Origin of the sequence: Streptomyces sp. NPDC091289, from assembly GCF_044757365.1 — a bacterium.
Classification (GTDB): domain Bacteria; phylum Actinomycetota; class Actinomycetes; order Streptomycetales; family Streptomycetaceae; genus Streptomyces.
Genome location: NZ_JBIVUT010000003.1, coordinates 99,901 through 119,598, shown reverse-complemented (window position 1 = coordinate 119,598; position 19,698 = coordinate 99,901). Strand labels below are relative to the sequence as shown.

Here is a 19,698-nt window from a genome sequence, read left to right as displayed (position 1 = left end):
CCCGGGGTTGGGGCTCCGGCCGCCGCAGGGCACTAGTCATGGGCACAGACCGGCGCCGGTCCACGATTTCTCGCGAACGGCGCACCGCCCGCACACCTCCCCGGAGGCGCTTCGATGCCCTACCGTCCGCACCGTCCGCGTGTTCCCTCGCCCGGCCGCCGGGCCGTCCTGCGCGGCTCGCTGATCGCCCCGGCGGCGGTCGCCCTCTCGCCCGCCACCGCCTCGTCGGCGCCCGCGCTGCACCTGGCGGGGCGGCCCGAAGCGTCCTGGGGTGTGCAGGTGGGCAGTGTCACCGCCTCGTCGGCTCTCCTGTGGGTGCGCTCGGACCGGCCGGCCCGGATGCTGGTGGAGACCTCGGCGACCGAGTCGTTCCGGCGGGTCCGCAGGTGGCACGGGCCGTCGATCGGCCCCGGAACGGACTTCACCGGCACCACACCGCTGTACGGCCTGCCCGCGGGCGAGCAGGTGCACTACCGCGTGACCCTCGCCGACCCGGTCGATCCGCGCCGTACAGGCACACCGGTGTACGGGACGTTCCGCACCGCTCCGGCCCGGCGCCGGGCCGGGGTGCGGTTCCTGTGGTCGGGCGACATCGCGGGGCAGGGCTGGGGCATCAATCCGGACATCGGCGGCTACCGGGTGTACGAGGAGATGCGCCGTCTGGACCCGGACTTCTTCCTGTGCAGCGGCGACAGCATCTACGCGGACGGTCCGCTGGAGCCGAGCGTGACGCTGCCGGACGGCCGGGTCTGGCGCAATGTCATGACCGAGGAGAAGGCGAAGGTCGCCGAGACGCTGGACGAGTACCGGGGCAACTTCCGCTACAACCTGCTCGACCGGAACGTCCGCCGCTTCAACGCACAGGTGCCCTCCGTCGTGCAGTGGGACGACCACGAGGTGCGCAACAACTGGTATCCCGGCCAGATCCTGGACGACGCGCGCTACACCGAGAAGAACGTGGACGTCCTCGCGGCGCGCTCCGTGCGGGCCTTCCACGAGTACGTGCCGCTCGCGCCCTCGTACGGTGCCGGGCGCCGTTCCCGTATGTACCGGGTCGTCCACCACGGGCCGCTGCTGGATGTGTTCGTGCTCGACATGCGTTCGTACCGCAACGCCAACTCCCCGAACCGGCAGGCCGACGACACGACGGGGATCCTGGGCGCGGAGCAGTTGCGGTGGCTGAAGCGCTCGCTCGCCGCCTCCCGGGCGGAGTGGAAGGTGATCGCCGCCGACATGCCGCTCGGCCTGGTGGTCCCGGACGGTGCGACGGACTTCGAGGCGGTGGCGCAGGGCGATCCCGGGGCGCCGCTCGGGCGGGAGCTCCAGATCGCCGAACTGCTGCGGTTCATCAAGCACCGCGGGATCACCGGCACCGTGTGGCTGACGGCCGATGTGCACTACACATCGGCCCAGCACTACGCGCCGGAGCGGGCGGCGTTCAAGGACTTCGCCCCGTTCTGGGAGTTCGTGTCGGGCCCGCTGGCGGCGGGCGGCTTCCCGGCCAACGCACTGGACGGCACGTTCGGCCCGGACCGGGTCTTCGTACGGGCCCCCGAGCGGGCCAATGTCTCGCCGATGGAGACCCCGCAGTATTTCGGCGAGGTGGAGATCGACGGCGACAGTGCGGAGCTGACGGTGCGTCTGCGGGCCGAGGGCGGATCGGTGCTGTTCACCAAGGTGCTCCGGCCCGGTCGCACCGGCCAGTGAACGGCGGTCCCCGGGCGGCGGGCGGCTGTGCCGAGGGCCGTTGTCGCTGTCCCGAGGGCCGTTGTCAGTGGTGGGTCCTACGCTTTTTTTCATGACCCGATCCGTTCAGGCCTTGGCCTACGCACGCCCGTCATCCCTGGAGTCCTCGCAGGTGGGGCCCTCCCTCGGTCTGGAGACCGCGGGAGGGCTCACGCCGCGCGGGGCGGAGGCGCACCCGCGGTTCTTCGCGGGTTTCCTCTCCGCTCCGCGCATAGCGGCGCGCGGGCTGCTGGCGGTCGCGGACGTGGCCGCCGCCCGCTATTACCAGCGCACGCTGCCCGCCTCGCTGGACCCGGTGGTGACGGGGAACGGCGACCGGCTGCGCTTCGAGTCGTTCTCCGGCTGCTGCGGGGTGTACGCACGTCTCGATGTGCTCCAGGAGGGGCTGGACGGCCGGGAGACCGGCCACGGAACGACGAACGTGGACGTGAACCCTCCGCTGCGGGAGGCGCTTTCGCGGATCACGGCGGATGATCCGCTGCATCTGCGGGTGGGCCCGGAGGAGTTGGCGGTGACCACGCTCGACGGTCCGGTGGTGGAGAAGAAGGTGCCGTTGCCCGACCGGTGGCTGCGCGGTTTCGCCGAGGCACAGGTCGCGTCGGCCGGTTTCGATCTGCGGGCCGAGCTGACGGCGGCGCAGGCGGTGGCGTTCCTGCGTTCACTGCCCCGCTCCCCGGCCTCGGGCCGTGCGACACGGGGCGCCCGGTGGGTGGTGGCGGCGGGCGGGTCCCTGCGGCCGACGACCCGGCCGGTGCCGGGCGCGGTGTGTCTGCCGGGCCCGGAGCGGCTGGTGGCGTTGCAGCGGGTGCTGCGCGACGCGACGGCCCTGCGGGTGTACGGGCCGGTGGCCGACGGTGCGGCGGCGGCGAGCGCCTGGGAGGTGGTCCTGCCGGGGATGCGGCTCACGCTGACGCTCTCCCCCGACTCCTCGCGGGGGTTCTCGGGCGAGGGCGGCGTCCTGGAGGCGCTGGCCACGGATGACGCGGCGGCCGACGCCGAGCTGGTGTCCGTGCTGCTCGCCTGGGAGCCCCGGATCGAACCGGCGTCGCTGGCCGAGCAGTCGGGGCTGAGCGTGGAGCGGGTGCGGGCCGCGCTCACCCGGCTCGGCACGGCGGGGCGCGTCGGTTACGACCTGGCGGACGCGGCGTACTTCCACCGGGAGCTGCCGTACGACGCGGACCGGGCGGAGCGGCACAATCCGCGTCTCGTGGCCGCCCGCGGGCTGGCCCGTGCGGGCGCGGTGTCCCTCGACGGTGCGCGGGCGACGGTCGCTTCCGGTGACCGCCGCTACCAGGTGCGCGAGAGCGGTTCGGCGTTCACCTGCACCTGTCAGTGGTGGGCGGACTACCGGGGGCGTCGAGGGCCCTGCAAACACGCGCTCGCCGTACGCATGGTCCGCCGGGGTGCGACGGTCGCGGGAGGCGTGCGATGAACGAGCTGCTCACCGCTGTACGGGCGGGGCGCCACCACGAGGTGCCTCCACTGGTGCTCGCCCTGGACCGGCCCGGACGCCGGGCCGCGCTCGCCGAGTTGAAGGAGCTGCGCAAGGAGGTGCGGGGCTGGGACTGGCAGCGCCGGGACAGGATCCGCAAGGCGCTGCTGGTGGCCGGCGCGGGCTGTCACACCGGTGCGGCGGGGTGCGCCTCCTGGATCGGGGGCCGGGATCTGCGCGACTGGACCCGTTCTCCGTATCCGTTGATCCTCGCTTCGCTCAAGGACCGTGATCCGGAGTGGCTCGGCGATCTCGCCCACCGGTTCGCGGGGCGCGCGGCCCTCTCCGACGCGGAGTACACCTTCGTCGGCGAGCTGACGCGGATCGCCCGGGTTCCGCTCCCCGTCACGGACAACCTGGTGGTGGGCTGGACGGAGCTGGTGGGCGCGGCGCGTTGGCGCGGCCGGACCCGGCGTCCGCTGACCGACATCCTGCGGGACGACCCGCACACCGCCGTGCTGGCGCCCCGGTTGTTCGAGATGCCGGAGCTGCCGCCGCAGATCGACTTCCACGACGCGGCGGACTCGCGGGACCACTGGCCCGGGGCGCTGTGCGCACTGGCCGACGACGGGCTGCTGGACCGGCCGCATCTGGTGGAGCGGTGCGTGAGCCGTCTGATGCGCGGCGGGAAATCTGTCGACCAGCGGTTCTTCCTCGCCGTCCTCCAGCGGCTGGAGGCGACGGAGGAAGAGGAGAGCAGGCATCTGCGGGACTGGACAGTGATGGCGGCGGACGGGATCGGTCCGGTCGCCGCGCATGCCCAGCAGGTGCTCGGGCGCCTGGACGCTCGGGGCGAGCTTTCCACCCGGGAGCTGGCGGAGGTGTCGGGGGCGGTGCTCTTCCGCCAGGAGAAGAAGCTGGTGCGCGCCCAGTTGAGCCTGCTGGGCACGGCGCTGCGCCGGGACCCATCGACGGCGGACGCGCTTCTTCCGGCGGTGGCCGAGGCGTTCGGCCACGAGGGCATCGACGTCCAGGAGCGGGCCCTGAAGCTGGTCGCGCGGTATCTCCCCGGTGTCTCCGGCACGCAGGTGCGGGAGCGGTTGGCCTCCAGCGCCGCACAGTTGGGCCCTCTGCACCGGGAGACGGTCGCCGCTCTGTTCGGCGGTCCGGTGGAGGAGGAGCCGCAGGAGGCGTACGAGGAGTTCCTGCCGCCCGTGCCGGTGCTGCGGCGTCACGATCCCGCGCCGGAGACCGTGGCGGAGCTCGTCGAGGAGGTGGCCGCCCGGGTGAAGTCGCACGCGTCGGAGCGCTGGGCCCCCTCGTCGGGCGGCACGGATCTCTCGTCCGGGGTCACCGGCTTCGAGCGCACCCTCGACGGGCTCGTCCGGCTGGCCCGGACCCACCGGGAGGAGCTGTCGGAGTCCCTGCGGGAAGCGCTGGCCGGTGTGTATTTCGTCGAGCACGGCCTGGGCCCGTACATGGTCGACCCGCGGTACATCTCGACCTCGCACGGGATCTCCGTCGTGGTGGCCTCGCTGTTGGGTCTGGTGTCCGAGCGGGACAGGTCCGCGTGGCGGGCGAAGACGGTCGTCCCGGGTGCGGACGCCTGTGCCCACGCCGCGCTGAACGGGGTGCTGCTCGACCGGGTGTGGGAGGCGGCGGAGGCGATGGCGGCCGGACGGGTGCCGTTCCTGCTGGCCACGCCGACCTGGCACACCGGGGCGATCGAGGCGGCCGAGCTCGTGGAGCGGCTGCGGACCTACCGGGAGCTGGGGGTCCGTCCCGGTCCGACCGACTTCGCCCAGGCCCTGCTGCGGGTCCACCGGAGCAACGGGCCCGAGGGGGCGGACGCGGCGGCTGCGGCCGAGGCGCTGGGCACCGGCGAGGGCGACCGGCTGGCCGCCTGGATCCGCGCCGACGAGCCGGTGGCCCCGGTGCTGCGGCATCCGGCGACCGCCGTCTCCCGCCCGTCGGCGGGCAATTGGTGGCAGCGGACGACGACCGGGGTCCGTCAAGTGCTGTTGGCGACCCGGGAGCGGCCGGTGATCCAGCGCGAGTTCCCGCAAGCCTTCCACTGGCTGGGCCAGGCGCAGCTTCCCCATGCCCGGGAGTGCTACCACTGGGGGCCCGATCGGTCGTCGCACTGGACGGCCACGCTGCCCGGGGATCCGGAGACGCTGGCCGCCTGGCTGATGCCGGATCTGCTGTTCGCCGCCGACCAGGGGCAGCGGGGGGCCGTCGGGTTCCTGCCGGCGCTGGCGGAGAGCGCGGGCGAGGTGGGTGGGGCGATGCATCTCGCGCTGGCCTACGGGCTCGGCGCCCGGCATCCCGAGGACCGGACGGCGGCGGTGGACGCCCTGCTCGTGCTGGCCACGCGGGGCCTGCTGGACGGTGCGTCGCTCGGGCGGGAGCTGGCGATCCTGGTCGACCGCGACCTGGTGAAGGTGAACCGCACGGCCGACGCGCTCGGCACGGCGGCCGCCACCGGCGCGTACCGGACGGTGCTGACCGTGCTGGCGGCGATGCTGCCCGGCCTCCTGGCGTACGAGAAGACGCCCCGGGGGCTCGGCGACCTGCTGTCCGTGGCGGCCGGGTGCGCCGAGCGCTGCGGTACGGGCGGGATCCCGCCGATAGCGGGGCTGGCGGCGACAGCCGGGCGCAAGGGCGCTTCCCAGACGGTCCGCCAGGCCGCCCGGCTGCTCGCCGCGTTCCCTGCCGGGGTGGAGGAGTCCACACCGGACGCCCTCGGTCCGGATCAAGGAGCGGCCGGTCTCAAAATCTGACCGAAAGACGACGATAGGCGACCAGATCAACACGTAACCCATCAGTCACAAGGCGTTCGTGATCAGGCAACACCGTTCGTTCACAGTGAGGATATGACTGATGTGACCTCCGCGAAGAGCGCCCGCCGTCCGCACCACTGGCGACGGGACCTGATCGAACTGGCCGCCCTGTTCACCGCCGTGGCCGTGGCCGACGCCATCGCCAACCTGATCGGACACCAGCCGGACGGGCCCTATCTGCTCATGGCCTCGGCGGTGGCGCTGGTGGCCACCGCGGCGTTCCACACCTGGTGGGCACGACGGCACAGTCATGCTCCCCCGTCCGGAGAGGCGGGCGGTGCGGCGGGTGAAGCGGGCGAGGCCGGGACCGGCGGTGCGGCCGTGAGCAGCGGTGCGGGCGGGATCTCCGGGGCCGAGGAGACCGTGCTGTGGCGGATGCGGACGACGGTGCGCGACGCCCCGGGCAGTCTGGCCGCGCTGTGCGTGACCCTCTCCGGGCTGCGGGTGGACATCCTCACCCTGCAGACCCACCCGCTCGCGCAGGGGACCGTCGACGAGTTCCTGCTGCGGGCCCCGGCCTCGCTCCAGGCGCAGGAGCTGTCCCGGGAGGTCTCGGCCGCCGGCGGCGCGTCCACCTGGATCGAGCGGGCGGACGCCCACGATCTGGTCGACACCCCGACCCGGGTGCTGTCGCTGGCCACCCGGACGGCGCTCGACGCGGCCGAGCTGCCGCTCGCCCTGCGCCAGCTGCTCGGCCGGTGCACCATCCACTCGCTGCCCGCCGTCACCGTCACCGGCCGCGCGACCGGGGAGAGCGCCCCGGTCGAGGGCGTGCTGGAGGAGACGGTGATGCGGCTGCGGGACCCGTCCGGCGGGGTGATCTCCATCGAGCGGCCCTATCTGCCGTTCACGCCGACGGAGTTCGCGCGGGCCCGTGCGCTGGTCGAGCTCGACGCCCGGCTCGGCCCGCGGGTGCCGCGCAGCGAGGACGTCCTCACCCTGCCCGAGGGCAACGAGATCACCGTGCGCCGCGCGGACCGCGCCGATCTCGTCGCCGCCCGCGCCATGCACGACCGCTGCTCGCAGCGCACCCTGGGGCTGCGCTACCACGGTCCCGTCCAGGACGCGGACCGCTACCTCGACCATCTGCTGAGCCCCCGCTTCGGCCGCACCCTGGCGGTGCAGACGGCCTCCGGCAAGCTGGTGGCGCTGGGCCACCTCCTCTGGGACGGCGACGAGACCGAGGTCGCCCTTCTCGTCGAGGACGACTGGCAGCGCCGGGGCATCGGCTCCGAGCTGCTCGGCCGTCTGGTGGCCCTCGCCGTGGAAGCGGGCTGCGACAGCGTGTACGCGGTGACGCAGTCCCACAACACCGGCATGGTGGCGGCGATGCGCGCGCTCGAGCTGCCCCTCGACTACCAGATCGAGGAGGGCACGCTCGTCATCACCGCCCGGCTGACGACCGAGCCGACAACCGAGCTGACATCCGGGTTGACCACTGGGCTGACGACCGAGCTGACTACTGGACTGACGACTGAAGGGGCCGCTCGGCCTTCCGCGCCGGCGGAACGGGCCCGTCGCTGAGCGCCTGGCACAGATCCGCCCACAGGTCCTCGACGTCTTCCAGGCCGACCGACATCCGCAGCAGCCGGTCGCCGACACCGGACGCCCGCCGGTCTCCCTCCTCCACAATGCGGTGGCTGATGGAGGCCGGGTGCTGGATCAGCGAGTCCACGCTGCCAAGGCTGACGGCGGGCGTGATGAGCCGCACCCCGGCGATCACCCGGTGCGGGTCCCCGTACACCTCGAAGGAGATCATCGCGCCGCCGATCCGCGGGTAGTGCACCCGGGCGATCCGCGGGTCGGCGGTGAGCCTGCGGACGAGCTCGACGGCGCTCGCCGAGGCCGCCCGTACGCGTACCGGCAGCGTGGACAGGCCGCGCAGCAGCAGGTAGCCGGCCAGCGGGTGCAGCACTCCGCCGGTGGCGAACCGCACCTGGCGCAGAGTGGCGGCGAACTCCTCGTCGCAGGCGACGACGCCACCCATGACGTCCCCGTGGCCGCCGAGGTACTTGGTGGCGCTGTGCAGGACGATCCGCGCGCCGTGCTCGACGGGGCGCTGCAGGACGGGGGTGGCGAAGGTGTTGTCGACCAGCAGCGGTACGGATCCGCAGGCATGGGCGACGGCCCGGATGTCGATCTCGGCCAGCGTCGGGTTGGCCGGCGTCTCGACCATCACGAGCCCGGTGTCCGGGCGGATGGCGTCGGCGATGCCCGCCGGATCGGTCCAGGTCACCTCGGTGCCCAGCAGCCCGGCGCCGAGCAGATGGTCGCTGCACCCGTAGAGCGGGCGGACCGCGACGACATGGCGCAGCCCCTGGCTCGCGCGGGCCAGTAGCACCGCCGTGAGCGCCGCCATCCCGCTGGCGAAGGCGACCGCGCTCTCCGTGCCCTCCAGCCGGGCGAGCGCCGTCTCGAAGCGGCCGGTGGTCGGGTTGTCCAGCCGGGCGTAGACGGGCGGCCCGTCGGGCCGGGCCCCGGTGGTGGCGAAGGCGTCGATCCGCATCGCCTCGCCGCGCGAGTCGTAGGAGGGGTAGGTGGTGGACAGATCGATCGGCGGGGCGTGCACGCCGAGGGAGGCGAGGTCGTCGCGTCCGGCGTGCACGGCTTCGGTGGCGAGAGCCCTGGACGGGGTGGGAGCAGGGGGCGTCATCGAGACTTCGTTGTCCATGCCGTCACTCTGAACAGTTACCGGTTCGTAGCGAGAAAACCCCGTGCTACGTTCGCCGCATGGCTGATTCTGTCGCTCTCGATCCGGTGGATCTGCAGATTCTGCGGCTGCTGCAGAACGATGCGCGGACCACGTACCGCGAGCTGGCGGCCGAGGTCGGTGTGGCCGCTTCGACCTGTCTGGACCGGGTGGCCCGGCTGCGCCGTTCCGGGGTGATCCTCGGGGATCAGCTGCGCCTCGATCCGGCGAAGCTCGGCCGGGGACTCCAGGCGCTGCTCCTGGTGCAGGTCAGACCGCACCGCCGGGAGCTCATCGGGCCGTTCGTCGACCGGATCCGGTCCCTGCCGGAGTCACGGGCGCTGTTCCACCTCACCGGCCCCGACGACTATCTCGTGCAGGTCGCGGTGGCCGACGCGGCGGATCTGCAGCGGCTGGTCCTGGACGAGTTCACCTCGCGCCGGGAGGTGGCCCGGGTGGACACCCGGCTGATCTTCCAGCAGTGGGACTGCGGGCCGCTGCTGCCTCCCGCCGGAGGCTGACGCACCGAACATGTTCCCGCGGGCGTACCGGATGTGATCGTTTTTCGGGCGCCGGCAGGACAAGGATGGTGACGGAACGCGTGCCGCCGTACGAGGATGTCCGCATGTCAGACACTTCCAGCAGCGCACTGCCCCGTCAGGTCGCCGACGCCTACGTCGACGCACTCATCGAACTCGACCCCATCACGGGCACCTATCTGGGTGTGTCCGAAAGCTCGCGCAGGCTGCCCGACTTCTCACCGGCCGGTCAGGCCGCGGCCGCCGACCTCATCCGCGCGACGTTGCGGGAGCTGGACGCGGCGGAGGGGCGGCCCGGTGCGGACAGCGACGCCGAGCGGCGCTGCGGACGGCTCCTGCGGGAGCGTCTGACGGCGGAACTCGCCGTGCACGAGGCCGAGGAGGGCCTGCGGACCGTCTCCAACCTGCAGTCGCCCGCCCACAGCATCACCGAGGTCTTCACCCTCACGCCGACCGCGACGGACGAGGACTGGGCGGCGGTCGTGGAACGGCTGCGCGCCGTGCCCGCCGCGCACGAGGGGTACCGCGCCTCGCTCGCGCTCGGTCTGGAGCGCAAGCTGTACGGCGGCCCCCGTGCGACCGCCACGTTCATCGGACAGCTCACCGAGTGGGGCGGGGAGGGTGAGGGCGCGGCGTTCTTCGCGGAGTTCGTCGCCCCCGGCCCCGCGTCCCTGCGGGCGGAGCTGGACGAGGCCGCCCGGCTGGCGACGGCCTCGGTGCTCGCGCTCCGGGACTGGGTGCGCGACGTGTACGCCCCGGCCATCGAGGGCGCCCCGGACCCGGTCGGCCGGGAGCGCTACGCCCGCTGGTCACGGCTGTACAACGGCACCGACCTGGATCTCGACGAGGCGTACGCGTACGGCTGGTCGGAGTACCACCGGCTGCTCACCGAGATGAAGACCGAGGCCGAGAAGATCCTGCCCGGCGCGGGGCCCTGGGAGGCGCTCGCCCACCTCGATGTGCACGGCAAGCACATCGAGGGCGTCGACGAGGTCCGTGCGTGGCTGCAGGGTCTGATGGACGAGGCGATCGAGGCGCTGGACGGCACCCACTTCGACCTCGCCGAGCGGGTACGGAAGGTGGAGTCCCGCATCGCGCCGCCCGGCGGGGCCGCCGCGCCGTACTACACCGGTCCCTCCGAGGACTTCTCCCGCCCCGGTCGCACCTGGCTGCCGACGATGGGCGAGACGCGTTTCCCGGTGTACGACCTGGTCTCCACCTGGTACCACGAGGGCGTTCCCGGCCACCATCTGCAGATCGCCCAGTGGACGCACGTCGCCGACAGCCTCTCCCGCTACCAGGCGTCGGTCGGCATGGTCAGCGCCAACGCCGAGGGCTGGGCGCTGTACGCGGAACGGCTGATGGACGAGCTGGGCTTCCTGCCCGACGCGGAACGGCGGCTCGGCTACCTGGACGCACAGATGATGCGCGCCTGCCGGGTGATCGTCGACATCGGCATGCACCTGGAGCTGGAGATTCCGGCGGACTCCCCGTTCCACCCGGGCGAGCGCTGGACGCCCGCACTGGCCCAGGAGTTCTTCGGCAACCACAGCGGCCGTCCCGCCGACTTCGTGGAGAGCGAGCTGACCCGCTATCTGTCGATGCCGGGGCAGGCCATCGGCTACAAGCTCGGGGAGCGCGCCTGGCTGCTCGGCCGGGAGAACGCGCGGGCCGCGCACGGCGACGCGTTCGATCTGAAGACCTGGCACATGGCGGCGCTCTCCCAGGGGTCGCTGGGCCTGGACGATCTGGTGGACGAGCTGTCCCGGCTCTGATCCGGACCGTGGTGTGTACGGTCCGAAGTCCCCGTCCTACGGTCCGAAGTCCCCGTCCGTGGAAGTGAGGCGGCCTGTCATGAGCGAGCGGAACGGCTTTCTGTTCTGTGCCGACCCGTTGCGGATCTCCCGGCCCGATCCGCAGTTCGGCGGCGAGGTGGCGGCAGTACGCGCGGCCGGCGGGCGGACCGCGCTGCTCGACCATGACGCGCTGCTCGCGGGCGACGCGGCCGGGTCGGTGGCCCGGGTCGCGCGGGACTCCGGACCGTACTGGTACCGCGGCTGGATGATCCCCTCCGGCCGGTACGCGGAGCTGGAGGCGGCGCTCGCCGAACGGGGCTGCGCCCTGCTCACCGGTGCCGTCGGATACCGGCGGGCGCATGAACTCCCCGGCTGGTACGAGGTGTTCGACGGGCTCACGCCACGCAGCGTCTGGTGCGCCCTGACTGCGGGGGCGCCGCCGCCCGGCGGCGATGAGCTGGCCGGACTCGCGGCGCCGCTGGGGCCGGGGCCCGGCATCGTGAAGGACTTCGTGAAGTCCCGCAAGCACGAGTGGCACGAGGCCTGTTACGTCCCGGAGCTCGCGGACCGGGAGCAACTGGCCGCCGTGGCAGGACGGTTCATGGAGCTGCAGGGCCCGTTCCTCGCGGGCGGCCTGGTGCTGCGGTCCTTCGAACCGTTCGTCGCGGGTGGCGAGGCGCGGGTGTGGTGGGTGGACGGGGAGGCGGTGCTCGTCACCGCCCACCCGGACACCCCCGACTCGACGCCCGTGCCCGAACTCCCTTCCCTGCGGGCGGCGGTGGGCCGTCTCGGGCTGCGCTGGGTCACCACCGACCTGGCGTTGCGCGAGGACGGGGTGTGGCGGGTGGTGGAGGTCGGCGACGGCCAGGTCAGCGGGCTGCCCGCCGGGGCGGAGGCCGGAGAGCTGTTCGCCGCGCTCGCCGCCGCCGGGGCGCGGTGACCTCCGCCCGGGCCGGCCGCCGCCGGACCGTTCCGGCCTGCGCCCGGAACCGCCGTCTCAGCAGCCGCAGTCGGCCGCGTCGACCGGTGCGGTGAGCGGGTCGGCTCCGCGCCGGTCGGGTCCCTCCCAGGTCTCGAAGGCGAATCCCTCGCGTGCCCAGTACTCGAATCCGCCGAGCATCTCCTTGACCCGGTAACCCCGTTGGGCGAGGGCCAGGGCCGCGCGGGTCGCGCCGTCGCAGCCAGGACCCCAGCAGTACGTGACCACGGGGACGGCCGGGTCCAGCAGCGCCGCCGCCTGCTCGGGGATCAGCGCGGTGGGCAGGTGCACCGCCCCGGGGATGTGCCCCTGGTCCCAGGAAGCGGTGGAGCGGCTGTCCAGGAGGACGAACCCGGGATCGCCGTCGGCGGCGAGCGCGGAGGCGACGTCGGAGACGTCCGCGTGGAAGGCGAGCGAAGCGCCGAAGTAGGCCGCCGCGACAGCGGGAGAAGCGGGCGCGACGCGCAGGACGGGGTGGTCGGCCATGGCCGTGGTGTGCGAGGTCATGACCCTGAATCTATGGCGGCGGAACGGGACCGAGAAGTGGCGTTCCCCGGCTCTCCCGTTGATTCGCCGGGGATTTCCCTGTTGTCTCTGTGGGGTGACCGACTATTCCCCGGACGCCACCGACTGGCGCATCCTCGATGTCCTCCAGCGCGACGGCCGCGCCACCTTCGCCGAGCTCGCGCGCGCTGTCGCCATGTCCCCGAGCGCGGTGACGGAGCGGGTTCGGCGGCTGGAGGAGCTGGGCGTGATCAGCGGATATGCGGCGGTGGTGGACGCCGAGCGGCTCGGGCTGCCCCTCCTCGCCCTGGTGCGCCTGCGCTACCCGAACGGGAACTACAAACCCTTCCACGATCTTCTGGAGACCACCCCGGAGATCATCGAGGCCCACCACGTGACCGGCGACGACTGCTTCGTCCTCAAGGTCACGGCCCGTTCGATGAGGCATCTGGAGGAGACCACCGGCCGGATCGGCGCGCTGGGCTCCGTCACCACGAGCATCGTGTACTCCTCACCGCTCCCCCGCCGCGCGATCGGCCGCTGACCGGCGGGGCTGCCGCGCGGCCGGGCCGGTGGTCACAGGCGGTGGTGGACCGATGATCCCTGGCGCTCCTTCACCACTTCGAGCCGTACGGGGATCCGGCGGCGCAGGTCGGCGACATGGCTGACGATGCCGACGCTGCGGTCCCGCTCCCGCAGGGAGTCCAGTACGTCGAGCACCTCGTCCAGGGTCTGGTCGTCGAGGCTGCCGAAGCCCTCGTCGATGAAGAGGGTGTCCAGGCGTACGCCACCGGCCTCCTCGGTCACGACGTCGGCGAGGCCCAGCGCGAGGGCCAGTGAGGCGAAGAACGTCTCCCCGCCGGAAAGCGTCGCGGTGTCCCGTTCGCTGCCGGTCCAGGCGTCGACGACATGCAGCCCGAGCCCGGCCCGGCGGCCGCCGGTGCGGGCGTCGGAGTGGACCAGGGTGTAGCGGCCCGATGACATCCGCTGCAGCCGTGCGGTGGCGGCCGCCGCGACCTGTTCGAGGCGGGCGGCCAGGACGTATGCCTCCAGGCGCATCTTGCGTTCGTTGTCGGCGGAGGTGCCGGCCGCCAGACCCGCGAGCCGGGCGATCCGCTCGTACTCCTGGCGCACCGGGCCCAGCCGGCGCACCTCGTCGGCGGCCTGCCGGGACAGCCGGGTCAGCTCCCCGCAGCGCTCATCGGCGGCGGCGCGTGCGGAGGTCGCCTCGCGCAGCAGCCGTTCCGCCGCGTCGAACGCGGCCTGGGCGGCGGCCGGTCGGGCAGGGGGCTGTTCGGCGGCCTCGCGGGCGTCGCGTTCCGCGCGGCGGTCGGCGACCGCCGCGGCCTCGGCCTGCCAGGCGTCGACCCGGTGCTGGAGGTCGCGTTGGGCGGCGGCGTCGAGGAGGGTCGCCGCGGCGGCCTCCGGGGTGTCGAAGCCGGCCCGGAACGCCGCGTCGGAGAGCCGGTCGTCGGCCTCCTTGCGCCGGTGGGCCGCGTCCTGTTCGGCGCGTACGGCATCGGCGGCCTCCGCGAGCAGCGCGACCCGGCGGGTGAGACGTTCGGCGTACGCGGCGACGGACCCGGACTCGCCCCGGACGACGGCGAGTTCGTCCCGCAGGACGGTCTGCTCACGGTCGAGCGCCTCCCGCCGGGAGGTGCGGGCGGCGGCCCGGCGCTCGGCCTCCTGCCGGAGTTCGAGACGCCCGAGGTGTTCGCGCTCGGCGGCGTCGAGGGCCTCGCGGGCGGCGTGCGTCCCGGCGGCGAGGCGGTGCGCCCCGGCGTGCTCGGCGGTCAACCGCTCGACGGTGTCACGGAGTTCACCGACGGACGGGCCGGGGTCCGGCCCCGCGGTGCCCATCTCTGACCCGGTCCCTGTCCCGGCCCCGGTTCCTGTCCCGGCTTCTGCCCCTGCCCCTGTCCCTGCCCCGACGATGAGGTCTTCGGGATCAGCGTCGCGGGCCTCCGCCTGTGCGGCGGCGTGGCGTTCGTGGACGAGCCCGAGGGCCTGCTCCGCGCGGGTGCGGATCTCCTCCGCGCGGCGGTGGGCGGTGAGCGCGGCCTCCTCGGTGGCCCGGTCGACGTGGCCGTCGCCCTCGGCTGCGGGAGCCGGGTGCTCGGCGGAGCCGCAGACGGTGCAGGGCGCGCCGTCGACGAGTCCGGCGGCCAGCTCCGCCGCGATGTCGCGCAGCCGCCGCTCCCGCAGCCCGAGCCAGGTCTCGTGGGCGTCGAGGGCGCGTTCACGGGCCCCGGCGAGCGTCTCCCGGGCGGTTTCGGCCTCGGCGGCCAGTGCGTCGCGACGGCGGGCGGCCTCCAGTCTGCGGCGGGCCGGGGCGAGGAGTCCGGCGAGCTGTTCGGCGCGGGTCGCGGCCTCCTGCGCCGTCGCGATGCGTTCCCGGAGTGCGGTGTGGACGGTGTCCCAGCCCGCCAGCCAGGCGTCCGCGTCCCGGACGGTCGCGTCGTCGGCGCGGGACTCCCGCTCCAGCCGGTCCCGTTCCTCGTCGATCTCCGCGCTGCGCGTCTCGGCCCGGCGGGCCGACTCCAGGCCGCCCAGCTCCTGCCTGAACCGGCGCTCCAGATCGGCGAGTTGGCCGGGTCCGGCGTCGGCGAGGTCGGGCGGCAGTTGCGCCCTGGCCCGGTCGAGGGCGTCGGCCGCCCGGCGGTGGGCGCGCTCCGCCTCCTCGCGCAGGTCCAGTGCGGGGGCGACCCGGTCCGCCTTGCGGGCGCGCTCCAACTGCTCCTGGCACCGGTCGTGTTCGGGGCGCCGCTCCTCCAGCGCCGCCGAGCGTCGCCGGGTCTCCTCGTACCGCTGCTGAAGGCGGTCCCGTTCGCGTTCGGCGTCCAGGGCCTGGCGGGCCGTGCGCTGCCGGCCCTCGGCGGCGGTGACGACTCCGTGGGCGATGTCGAGCCGTTCGCGGGCCGTGGACCGGGCGATCGCGGCCCACTCCAGCACGGCTTCGGCGAGGCCCGGTTCGCCGGGCCGGGCGGCGACCGGCGTGGCCTCGGCCCCGACAGGTCCGGCCGCCTGCGCGATGCGCTGGGCGAGGGCGAGGATCCGTTCGTCGGCGGCGGTGACCTTGGCCTCCGCGCCCCGGCGCAGTTCGGCGAGGCGGTCCTCGACGGCGGCGAAGCGGCGGGTGTCGAAGAGCCGGCCGAGGAGCTTGCCGCGGGCTTCGGCGTCCGAGCGCAGGAAGCGGGCGAAGTCACCCTGCGGCAACAGCACGACCTGGCAGAACTGGTCCCGGCTCATGCCGATGAGCTGGGTCAGCTCCTCGCCGATCTCCTGGTGCGACTTGCTGAGGGCCTGCCAGCCGCGCTCGGGGTCGTAACCGCGCAGCCGGCTCTGGGCCTTCTCCTGGGTGAAGCCGTCGCCCCGCTTCTTGGGGCGGGGCTGGGCGGGGCTGCGGGTGACTTCGAGGCGTCGGCCGCCGACGGTCAGTTCCAGCTGGACCTCGGTGGGCAGACCGGCGGGGGCGTGGTCGCTGCGGAGGGAGGCCCCGGGGCTCTGGCGGGCGCCGGGGACGGCTCCGTACAGGGCGAAGCAGACCGCGTCCAGGACGGAGGTCTTCCCCGCGCCGGTGGGTCCGTGGAGCAGGAAGAGCCCGGCGGAGGAGAGGGCGTCGAAGTCGACTTCCTGGGTGGCGCCGAACGGGCCGAAGGCGGTGATGCTGAGGCGGTGCAGTCTCACCGGGGCACCTCGCGCACGGTGTCGTCCACCCGTACGTCGTCGAACGCGGCGCGCAGCACGGTGCGTTCGAGGTCGCTGGGGCCGCTGCCGCCGCGGACGTGGGCGACGAAGTCCTCGGCGATCTGGTGGTCGTCGCGGCCCTTGAGACGCTGGGCGTAGGACGCCGCCGGGTCGTCGGGCGGCCGCTCGGGGTCGAAGACGAGGCTGAGGGTGTGCGGGAAGCGCCGGGCGAGGCGGGCCATGGGTTCGGCGGGGCGCACCGGGTCGGTGAGGGTGGCCTCGACCCAGGCGTGCTCGTGGCGGTCCAGGGCGGGGTCCTCCAGGAGGGTGTCGAGCCGGCCGCGGAGCCGGGCGAGGGGGCGCTCCACGGGGCAGTCGATCCGTTCCTCGGCGGCGATGTCCCCTTCGGCGTCGAGGTCGATGAGCCACATGGTCTTGCGGTGGTCGGACTCGGAGAAGGAGTAGGCGAGCGGCGAGCCGGAGTAGCGGACCCGGCCGGTGACCCGCTGGGAGCCGTGGAGATGGCCGAGGGCCACGTAGTCGACGCCGTCGAAGACCCCGGCGGGGACGGCGGCGACCCCGCCGACGGTGATGTCGCGTTCGCTGTCGCTGGGCTCGCCGCCCGCCACGAAGGCGTGCGCGAGGACGACGGAGCGGGTGGCGGCGGGGCGGCCGGCGAGGTCGGCGCGGACCCGGTCCATGGCGGCGGTGAGCACCGCCTCGTGGCCGGCCTTGGCGGCCCGGAGGGTGTCCTTGACCAGGGCCGGTTCCAGATAGGGCAGCCCGTAGAACACCACGTCGCCGTGGGCGTCGGCGAGCACGACGGGGGTGGCGCAGCCCTCGGGGTCGGTCCGCAGATGGATCCCGGCCCGGTCGAGGAGCCCGGCGCCGACGCCGAGCCGGCGGGCCGAGTCGTGGTTGCCGGAGATCATGACGGTCGGGACGCCGGCGTCGGCGAGCCGGTGCAGCGCGCGGTCGAACAGCTCGACGGCGGTGAGCGGCGGGACGGCCCGGTCGTAGACGTCGCCCGCGACGAGGACGACGTCCACCTCGCGTTCCCGGACGGTCGCCACGAGATGGTCGAGGTAGGCGGCCTGGGCCTCCAGCAGGGAGACGCGGTGGAAGGACCGGCCCAGGTGCCAGTCCGAGGTGTGCAGGATCCTCACGCCATCACTCCGCCGGTTCCGGCCTGCATCGTCGTCGTCCTCCACCCCGTGGGCCGCGCACCGGCGGTCCGTGATCCCGCTCGGCACCGACCACGCTAACGCCGCCGGGCCGCCGAACCCGCATCGATCATGATTTTGGCCCCCGTGGGATTGCCCTCACGCCACTTTCACACCCGGTCACACGTCGCCGTACGCCTCGCCGCCCAGTTCCAGTGTGGCGGTCCCGGCGGTGGCGTCGGCCAGCCAGGCGGTGAACGCCTCTACGTCGGCGTCCGGCAGCCCGATGTCGATGGTGACGGCCTCGGCGTACCGCACCTCGCGGACGTCCCGCCCGGTGGCCCGCAGGTCGTTCTCCAGCTTTCCGGCCCGCTGGTGGTCGACGTGGACCGTGGCGAGCCGGAAGCGCTGCCGGGTGAGGGTGCCGAGCGCGTCGAGGGCTTCGCCGACCACTCCCCCGTACGCCCGGATCAGCCCGCCCGCCCCGAGTTTGACCCCGCCGTAGTAGCGGGTGACGACCGCCACGGCGTACCGCACCTCACGCCGCATGAGCATCTGGAGCATCGGGACGCCCGCGGTGCCGCCGGGTTCGCCGTCGTCGCTCGCCTTCTGCACGGAGGCGTCGGCGCCGATCACGTACGCGAAGCAGTTGTGGGAGGCGGTCGGGTGTTCCTTGCGGACGCGGGCGACGAAGTCCTGCGCCTCCTGTTCGGTGGCGGCGGGGGCGAGGGAGCAGAGGAAACGGGATCGGTTGATCTCGCTCTCGTGCACACCCGCGCGGGCGACGGTCCGGTACTGCTCCTGCATCCGTCCACCCTATGCGCCGCCGGGGACAGCGCGTTCCGGCGGGAATGGCGAGGTGGGGCCGTCGGTTGTCCCGGCATGAGCGCAGACGGCACGTACACGGACGGCACGCACCCGGACGACACGCACACGGGCAGCGGCCCCACCTACGCGGACGCCGCGACGATCCGGCGGATTCTTCGGGACTCGGGCGACACCTGGGCGGTGGTGGGCCTGTCCGGCAACCGTTCCCGGGCGGCCTACGGGGTGGCGCAGGTCCTCCAGCGGTTCGGCAAGCGGGTGGTGCCGGTGCACCCGAAGGCCGAGACGGTGCACGGGGAGCAGGGGTACGCCTCGCTCGCGGACATCCCCTTCCCGGTCGATGTGGTGGACGTGTTCGTCAACAGCGAGCTGGCGGGCGGGGTCGCGGACGAGGCGGTGGCGGTGGGCGCGAAGGCGGTGTGGTTCCAGCTCGGCGTCGTGGACCCGGACGCTTTCGAGCGGACGCGCGCGGCGGGACTGGACATGATCATGGACCGGTGCCCCGCGATCGAGATCCCGGGACTGCCGCCTCAGAGCTGAGGCCGCGGGTCCCTGCGCTGAGGAGGCCGCGGGTGTGGGGCCCCTCCCCGGACGGGAAGGATCCCCGCCGTGAACGATCCTTTCGACGACGTGGGAACGGCCGGGACATCGACGCCGAGGGCTGTGCGGGCGGACGGCGAAGGGGTGGCCGCCGCACTGTCCGCGCTGGGCGTGCGGCCTGGCGCCGTGCTGCTGGTGCATGCCTCGATGCGTTCGGTGGGGCCCGCCGTCGGCGGTCCCGATGCCGTGCTGGCGGCCCTGCGTCGGGCGGTGGGTCGGGACGGGACCGTCGTGGTCCCCTCATTCACGCCGGAGAACTCGGACACCTCGCCGCACTATCGCGCCCGTGTGCGGGGCCTGGACGCCGAGGCGCGCGAGGCCGTCCGCTCGTCGATGGAACCGTTCGACCCGGCGCACACCCCCGCACCGTCGATGGGCGCTCTGGCCGAGACCGTACGGACGGCGGCGGGGGCAAAGCGCAGCGGCCATCCGCAGACCTCCTTCGCCGCGATCGGGCCCGCTGCCGGAAAGCTCCTCGCCGGGCACCGGCCGGACTGTCACCTCGGCGAGGACTCCCCGCTCGCCCGGCTGTACGAAGCCGACGCCAGGATCCTCCTGCTCGGCACCGGCTACAGCACCTGCACCGCCTTCCACCTCGGCGAGTACCGCAGACCCGGCCCGCCGCTCCGCCACTACCGCTGTGTGGTGGCCCCACGGGGCGTGCGGCAGTGGTGGGAGTACGAGGATGTCGCACTGGACGACAGCGACTTCGCGGCTCTGGGCGTCGCGTTCGAGGAGACCGCCGCCCCCGGTGACGTACGTACGGCCCTGCTCGGATCCGCACCGTGCCGACTCGTCCGGCTGCGGGCGGCCGTCGACTTCGCCACCGGCTGGCTCACGGACCACCGGCCGCCCGGCGACGGCGGCTGAGAGAGGGAGCGGGCGCTCGAACACG

At 73.7% G+C, this 19,698-nt stretch carries 15 protein-coding genes; 10 read left to right on the top strand and 5 right to left on the bottom strand.

Annotated elements, in window-relative coordinates; translation table 11 throughout:
• Positions 1 to 114: 114 nt before the first annotated feature.
• From ACIQPT_RS04710 to ACIQPT_RS04695, 4 genes are all read left to right on the top strand, one after another.
• The gene (locus tag ACIQPT_RS04710; RefSeq protein WP_401152723.1) at positions 115 to 1,707 is read left to right on the top strand and encodes an alkaline phosphatase D family protein; all 1,593 of its coding nucleotides are present in this window, start codon (positions 115 to 117) and stop codon (positions 1,705 to 1,707) included.
• Between the two features lie 91 nt (positions 1,708 to 1,798).
• Complete coding sequence (locus ACIQPT_RS04705; protein ID WP_401152721.1) at positions 1,799 to 3,178, top strand: SWIM zinc finger family protein; 1,380 nt, start codon at positions 1,799 to 1,801, stop codon at positions 3,176 to 3,178.
• A complete protein-coding gene (locus ACIQPT_RS04700; protein ID WP_401152720.1) occupies positions 3,175 to 5,961 on the top strand; it encodes a DUF6493 family protein in 2,787 nt (928 codons plus the stop codon). The genes ACIQPT_RS04705 and ACIQPT_RS04700 overlap by 4 nt, the downstream gene beginning before the upstream one ends.
• Before the next feature lie 102 nt (positions 5,962 to 6,063).
• On the top strand, positions 6,064 to 7,545 hold the full coding sequence (locus tag ACIQPT_RS04695) for a GNAT family N-acetyltransferase (protein WP_401153060.1): 1,482 nt from the start codon (positions 6,064 to 6,066) through the stop codon (positions 7,543 to 7,545).
• Here ACIQPT_RS04695 and ACIQPT_RS04690 read toward each other — a convergent pair.
• On the bottom strand, positions 7,481 to 8,692 hold the full coding sequence (locus ACIQPT_RS04690; protein ID WP_401152718.1) for a trans-sulfuration enzyme family protein: 1,212 nt from the start codon (positions 8,690 to 8,692) through the stop codon (positions 7,481 to 7,483). The genes ACIQPT_RS04695 and ACIQPT_RS04690 overlap by 65 nt on opposite strands.
• Positions 8,693 to 8,751: 59 nt before the next feature.
• Here ACIQPT_RS04690 and ACIQPT_RS04685 point away from each other — a divergent pair, with 59 nt between their 5' ends.
• From ACIQPT_RS04685 to ACIQPT_RS04675, 3 genes are all read left to right on the top strand, one after another.
• A complete protein-coding gene (locus tag ACIQPT_RS04685; RefSeq protein ID WP_401152716.1) occupies positions 8,752 to 9,231 on the top strand; it encodes an Lrp/AsnC family transcriptional regulator in 480 nt (159 codons plus the stop codon).
• A 104-nt stretch (positions 9,232 to 9,335) separates the two neighbouring features.
• Positions 9,336 to 11,024: a DUF885 domain-containing protein gene (locus tag ACIQPT_RS04680; RefSeq protein ID WP_401152714.1), complete on the top strand. Its 1,689-nt coding sequence runs from the start codon at positions 9,336 to 9,338 to the stop codon at positions 11,022 to 11,024.
• A 79-nt stretch (positions 11,025 to 11,103) separates the two neighbouring features.
• A complete protein-coding gene (locus ACIQPT_RS04675; RefSeq protein ID WP_401152712.1) occupies positions 11,104 to 11,985 on the top strand; it encodes an ATP-grasp domain-containing protein in 882 nt (293 codons plus the stop codon).
• Positions 11,986 to 12,042: 57 nt separating this feature from the next.
• Here ACIQPT_RS04675 and ACIQPT_RS04670 read toward each other — a convergent pair whose 3' ends face one another.
• Positions 12,043 to 12,531 carry a rhodanese-like domain-containing protein gene (locus ACIQPT_RS04670; RefSeq protein ID WP_401152710.1) on the bottom strand — a complete coding sequence of 163 codons (489 nt, stop codon included), beginning with the start codon at positions 12,529 to 12,531 and terminating at the stop codon, positions 12,043 to 12,045.
• Positions 12,532 to 12,625: 94 nt separating this feature from the next.
• Between ACIQPT_RS04670 and ACIQPT_RS04665 the strand changes: the two genes are divergently transcribed.
• A complete protein-coding gene (locus ACIQPT_RS04665; RefSeq protein ID WP_190007419.1) occupies positions 12,626 to 13,072 on the top strand; it encodes an Lrp/AsnC family transcriptional regulator in 447 nt (148 codons plus the stop codon).
• 32 nt (positions 13,073 to 13,104) lie between these two features.
• Here the strand turns inward: ACIQPT_RS04665 and ACIQPT_RS04660 are convergent, their stop codons facing one another.
• From ACIQPT_RS04660 to ACIQPT_RS04650, 3 genes are all read right to left on the bottom strand, one after another.
• Positions 13,105 to 16,215, bottom strand: coding sequence for an AAA family ATPase (locus ACIQPT_RS04660; protein WP_401152708.1), 3,111 nt, complete (start codon positions 16,213 to 16,215; stop codon positions 13,105 to 13,107).
• Positions 16,212 to 17,381: an exonuclease SbcCD subunit D gene (locus ACIQPT_RS04655; RefSeq protein WP_401152706.1), complete on the bottom strand. Its 1,170-nt coding sequence runs from the start codon at positions 17,379 to 17,381 to the stop codon at positions 16,212 to 16,214. Before ACIQPT_RS04655 ends, ACIQPT_RS04660 begins: the two co-directional genes overlap by 4 nt.
• Before the next feature lie 177 nt (positions 17,382 to 17,558).
• On the bottom strand, positions 17,559 to 18,185 hold the full coding sequence (locus tag ACIQPT_RS04650) for a YigZ family protein (RefSeq protein ID WP_401152705.1): 627 nt from the start codon (positions 18,183 to 18,185) through the stop codon (positions 17,559 to 17,561).
• Positions 18,186 to 18,260: 75 nt separating this feature from the next.
• Here ACIQPT_RS04650 and ACIQPT_RS04645 point away from each other — a divergent pair, with 75 nt between their 5' ends.
• Entirely contained in the window at positions 18,261 to 18,743 is a 483-nt protein-coding gene (locus tag ACIQPT_RS04645; RefSeq protein ID WP_401152703.1) for a CoA-binding protein, read from the top strand.
• Between the two features lie 90 nt (positions 18,744 to 18,833).
• Positions 18,834 to 19,673 (top strand): aminoglycoside N(3)-acetyltransferase, encoded by an 840-nt coding sequence (locus ACIQPT_RS04640; RefSeq protein WP_401153058.1) that lies wholly within the window; start codon positions 18,834 to 18,836, stop codon positions 19,671 to 19,673.
• The last annotated feature ends 25 nt before the right edge of the window (positions 19,674 to 19,698 follow it).

What these genes read in the sequence shown, in the direction of transcription:
- ACIQPT_RS04710 (WP_401152723.1), top strand. Translation starts at nt 115, where the DNA reads ATGCCCTACCGTCCGCACCGTCCGCGTGTTCCCTCGCCCGGCCGCCGG.
- ACIQPT_RS04705 (WP_401152721.1), top strand. Translation starts at nt 1,799, where the DNA reads ATGACCCGATCCGTTCAGGCCTTGGCCTACGCACGCCCGTCATCCCTG.
- ACIQPT_RS04700 (WP_401152720.1), top strand. Translation starts at nt 3,175, where the DNA reads ATGAACGAGCTGCTCACCGCTGTACGGGCGGGGCGCCACCACGAGGTG.
- ACIQPT_RS04690 (WP_401152718.1), bottom strand. Translation starts at nt 8,692, where the DNA reads ATGGACAACGAAGTCTCGATGACGCCCCCTGCTCCCACCCCGTCCAGG.
- ACIQPT_RS04685 (WP_401152716.1), top strand. Translation starts at nt 8,752, where the DNA reads ATGGCTGATTCTGTCGCTCTCGATCCGGTGGATCTGCAGATTCTGCGG.
- ACIQPT_RS04680 (WP_401152714.1), top strand. Translation starts at nt 9,336, where the DNA reads ATGTCAGACACTTCCAGCAGCGCACTGCCCCGTCAGGTCGCCGACGCC.
- ACIQPT_RS04675 (WP_401152712.1), top strand. Translation starts at nt 11,104, where the DNA reads ATGAGCGAGCGGAACGGCTTTCTGTTCTGTGCCGACCCGTTGCGGATC.
- ACIQPT_RS04670 (WP_401152710.1), bottom strand. Translation starts at nt 12,531, where the DNA reads ATGACCTCGCACACCACGGCCATGGCCGACCACCCCGTCCTGCGCGTC.
- ACIQPT_RS04650 (WP_401152705.1), bottom strand. Translation starts at nt 18,185, where the DNA reads ATGCAGGAGCAGTACCGGACCGTCGCCCGCGCGGGTGTGCACGAGAGC.
- ACIQPT_RS04645 (WP_401152703.1), top strand. Translation starts at nt 18,261, where the DNA reads ATGAGCGCAGACGGCACGTACACGGACGGCACGCACCCGGACGACACG.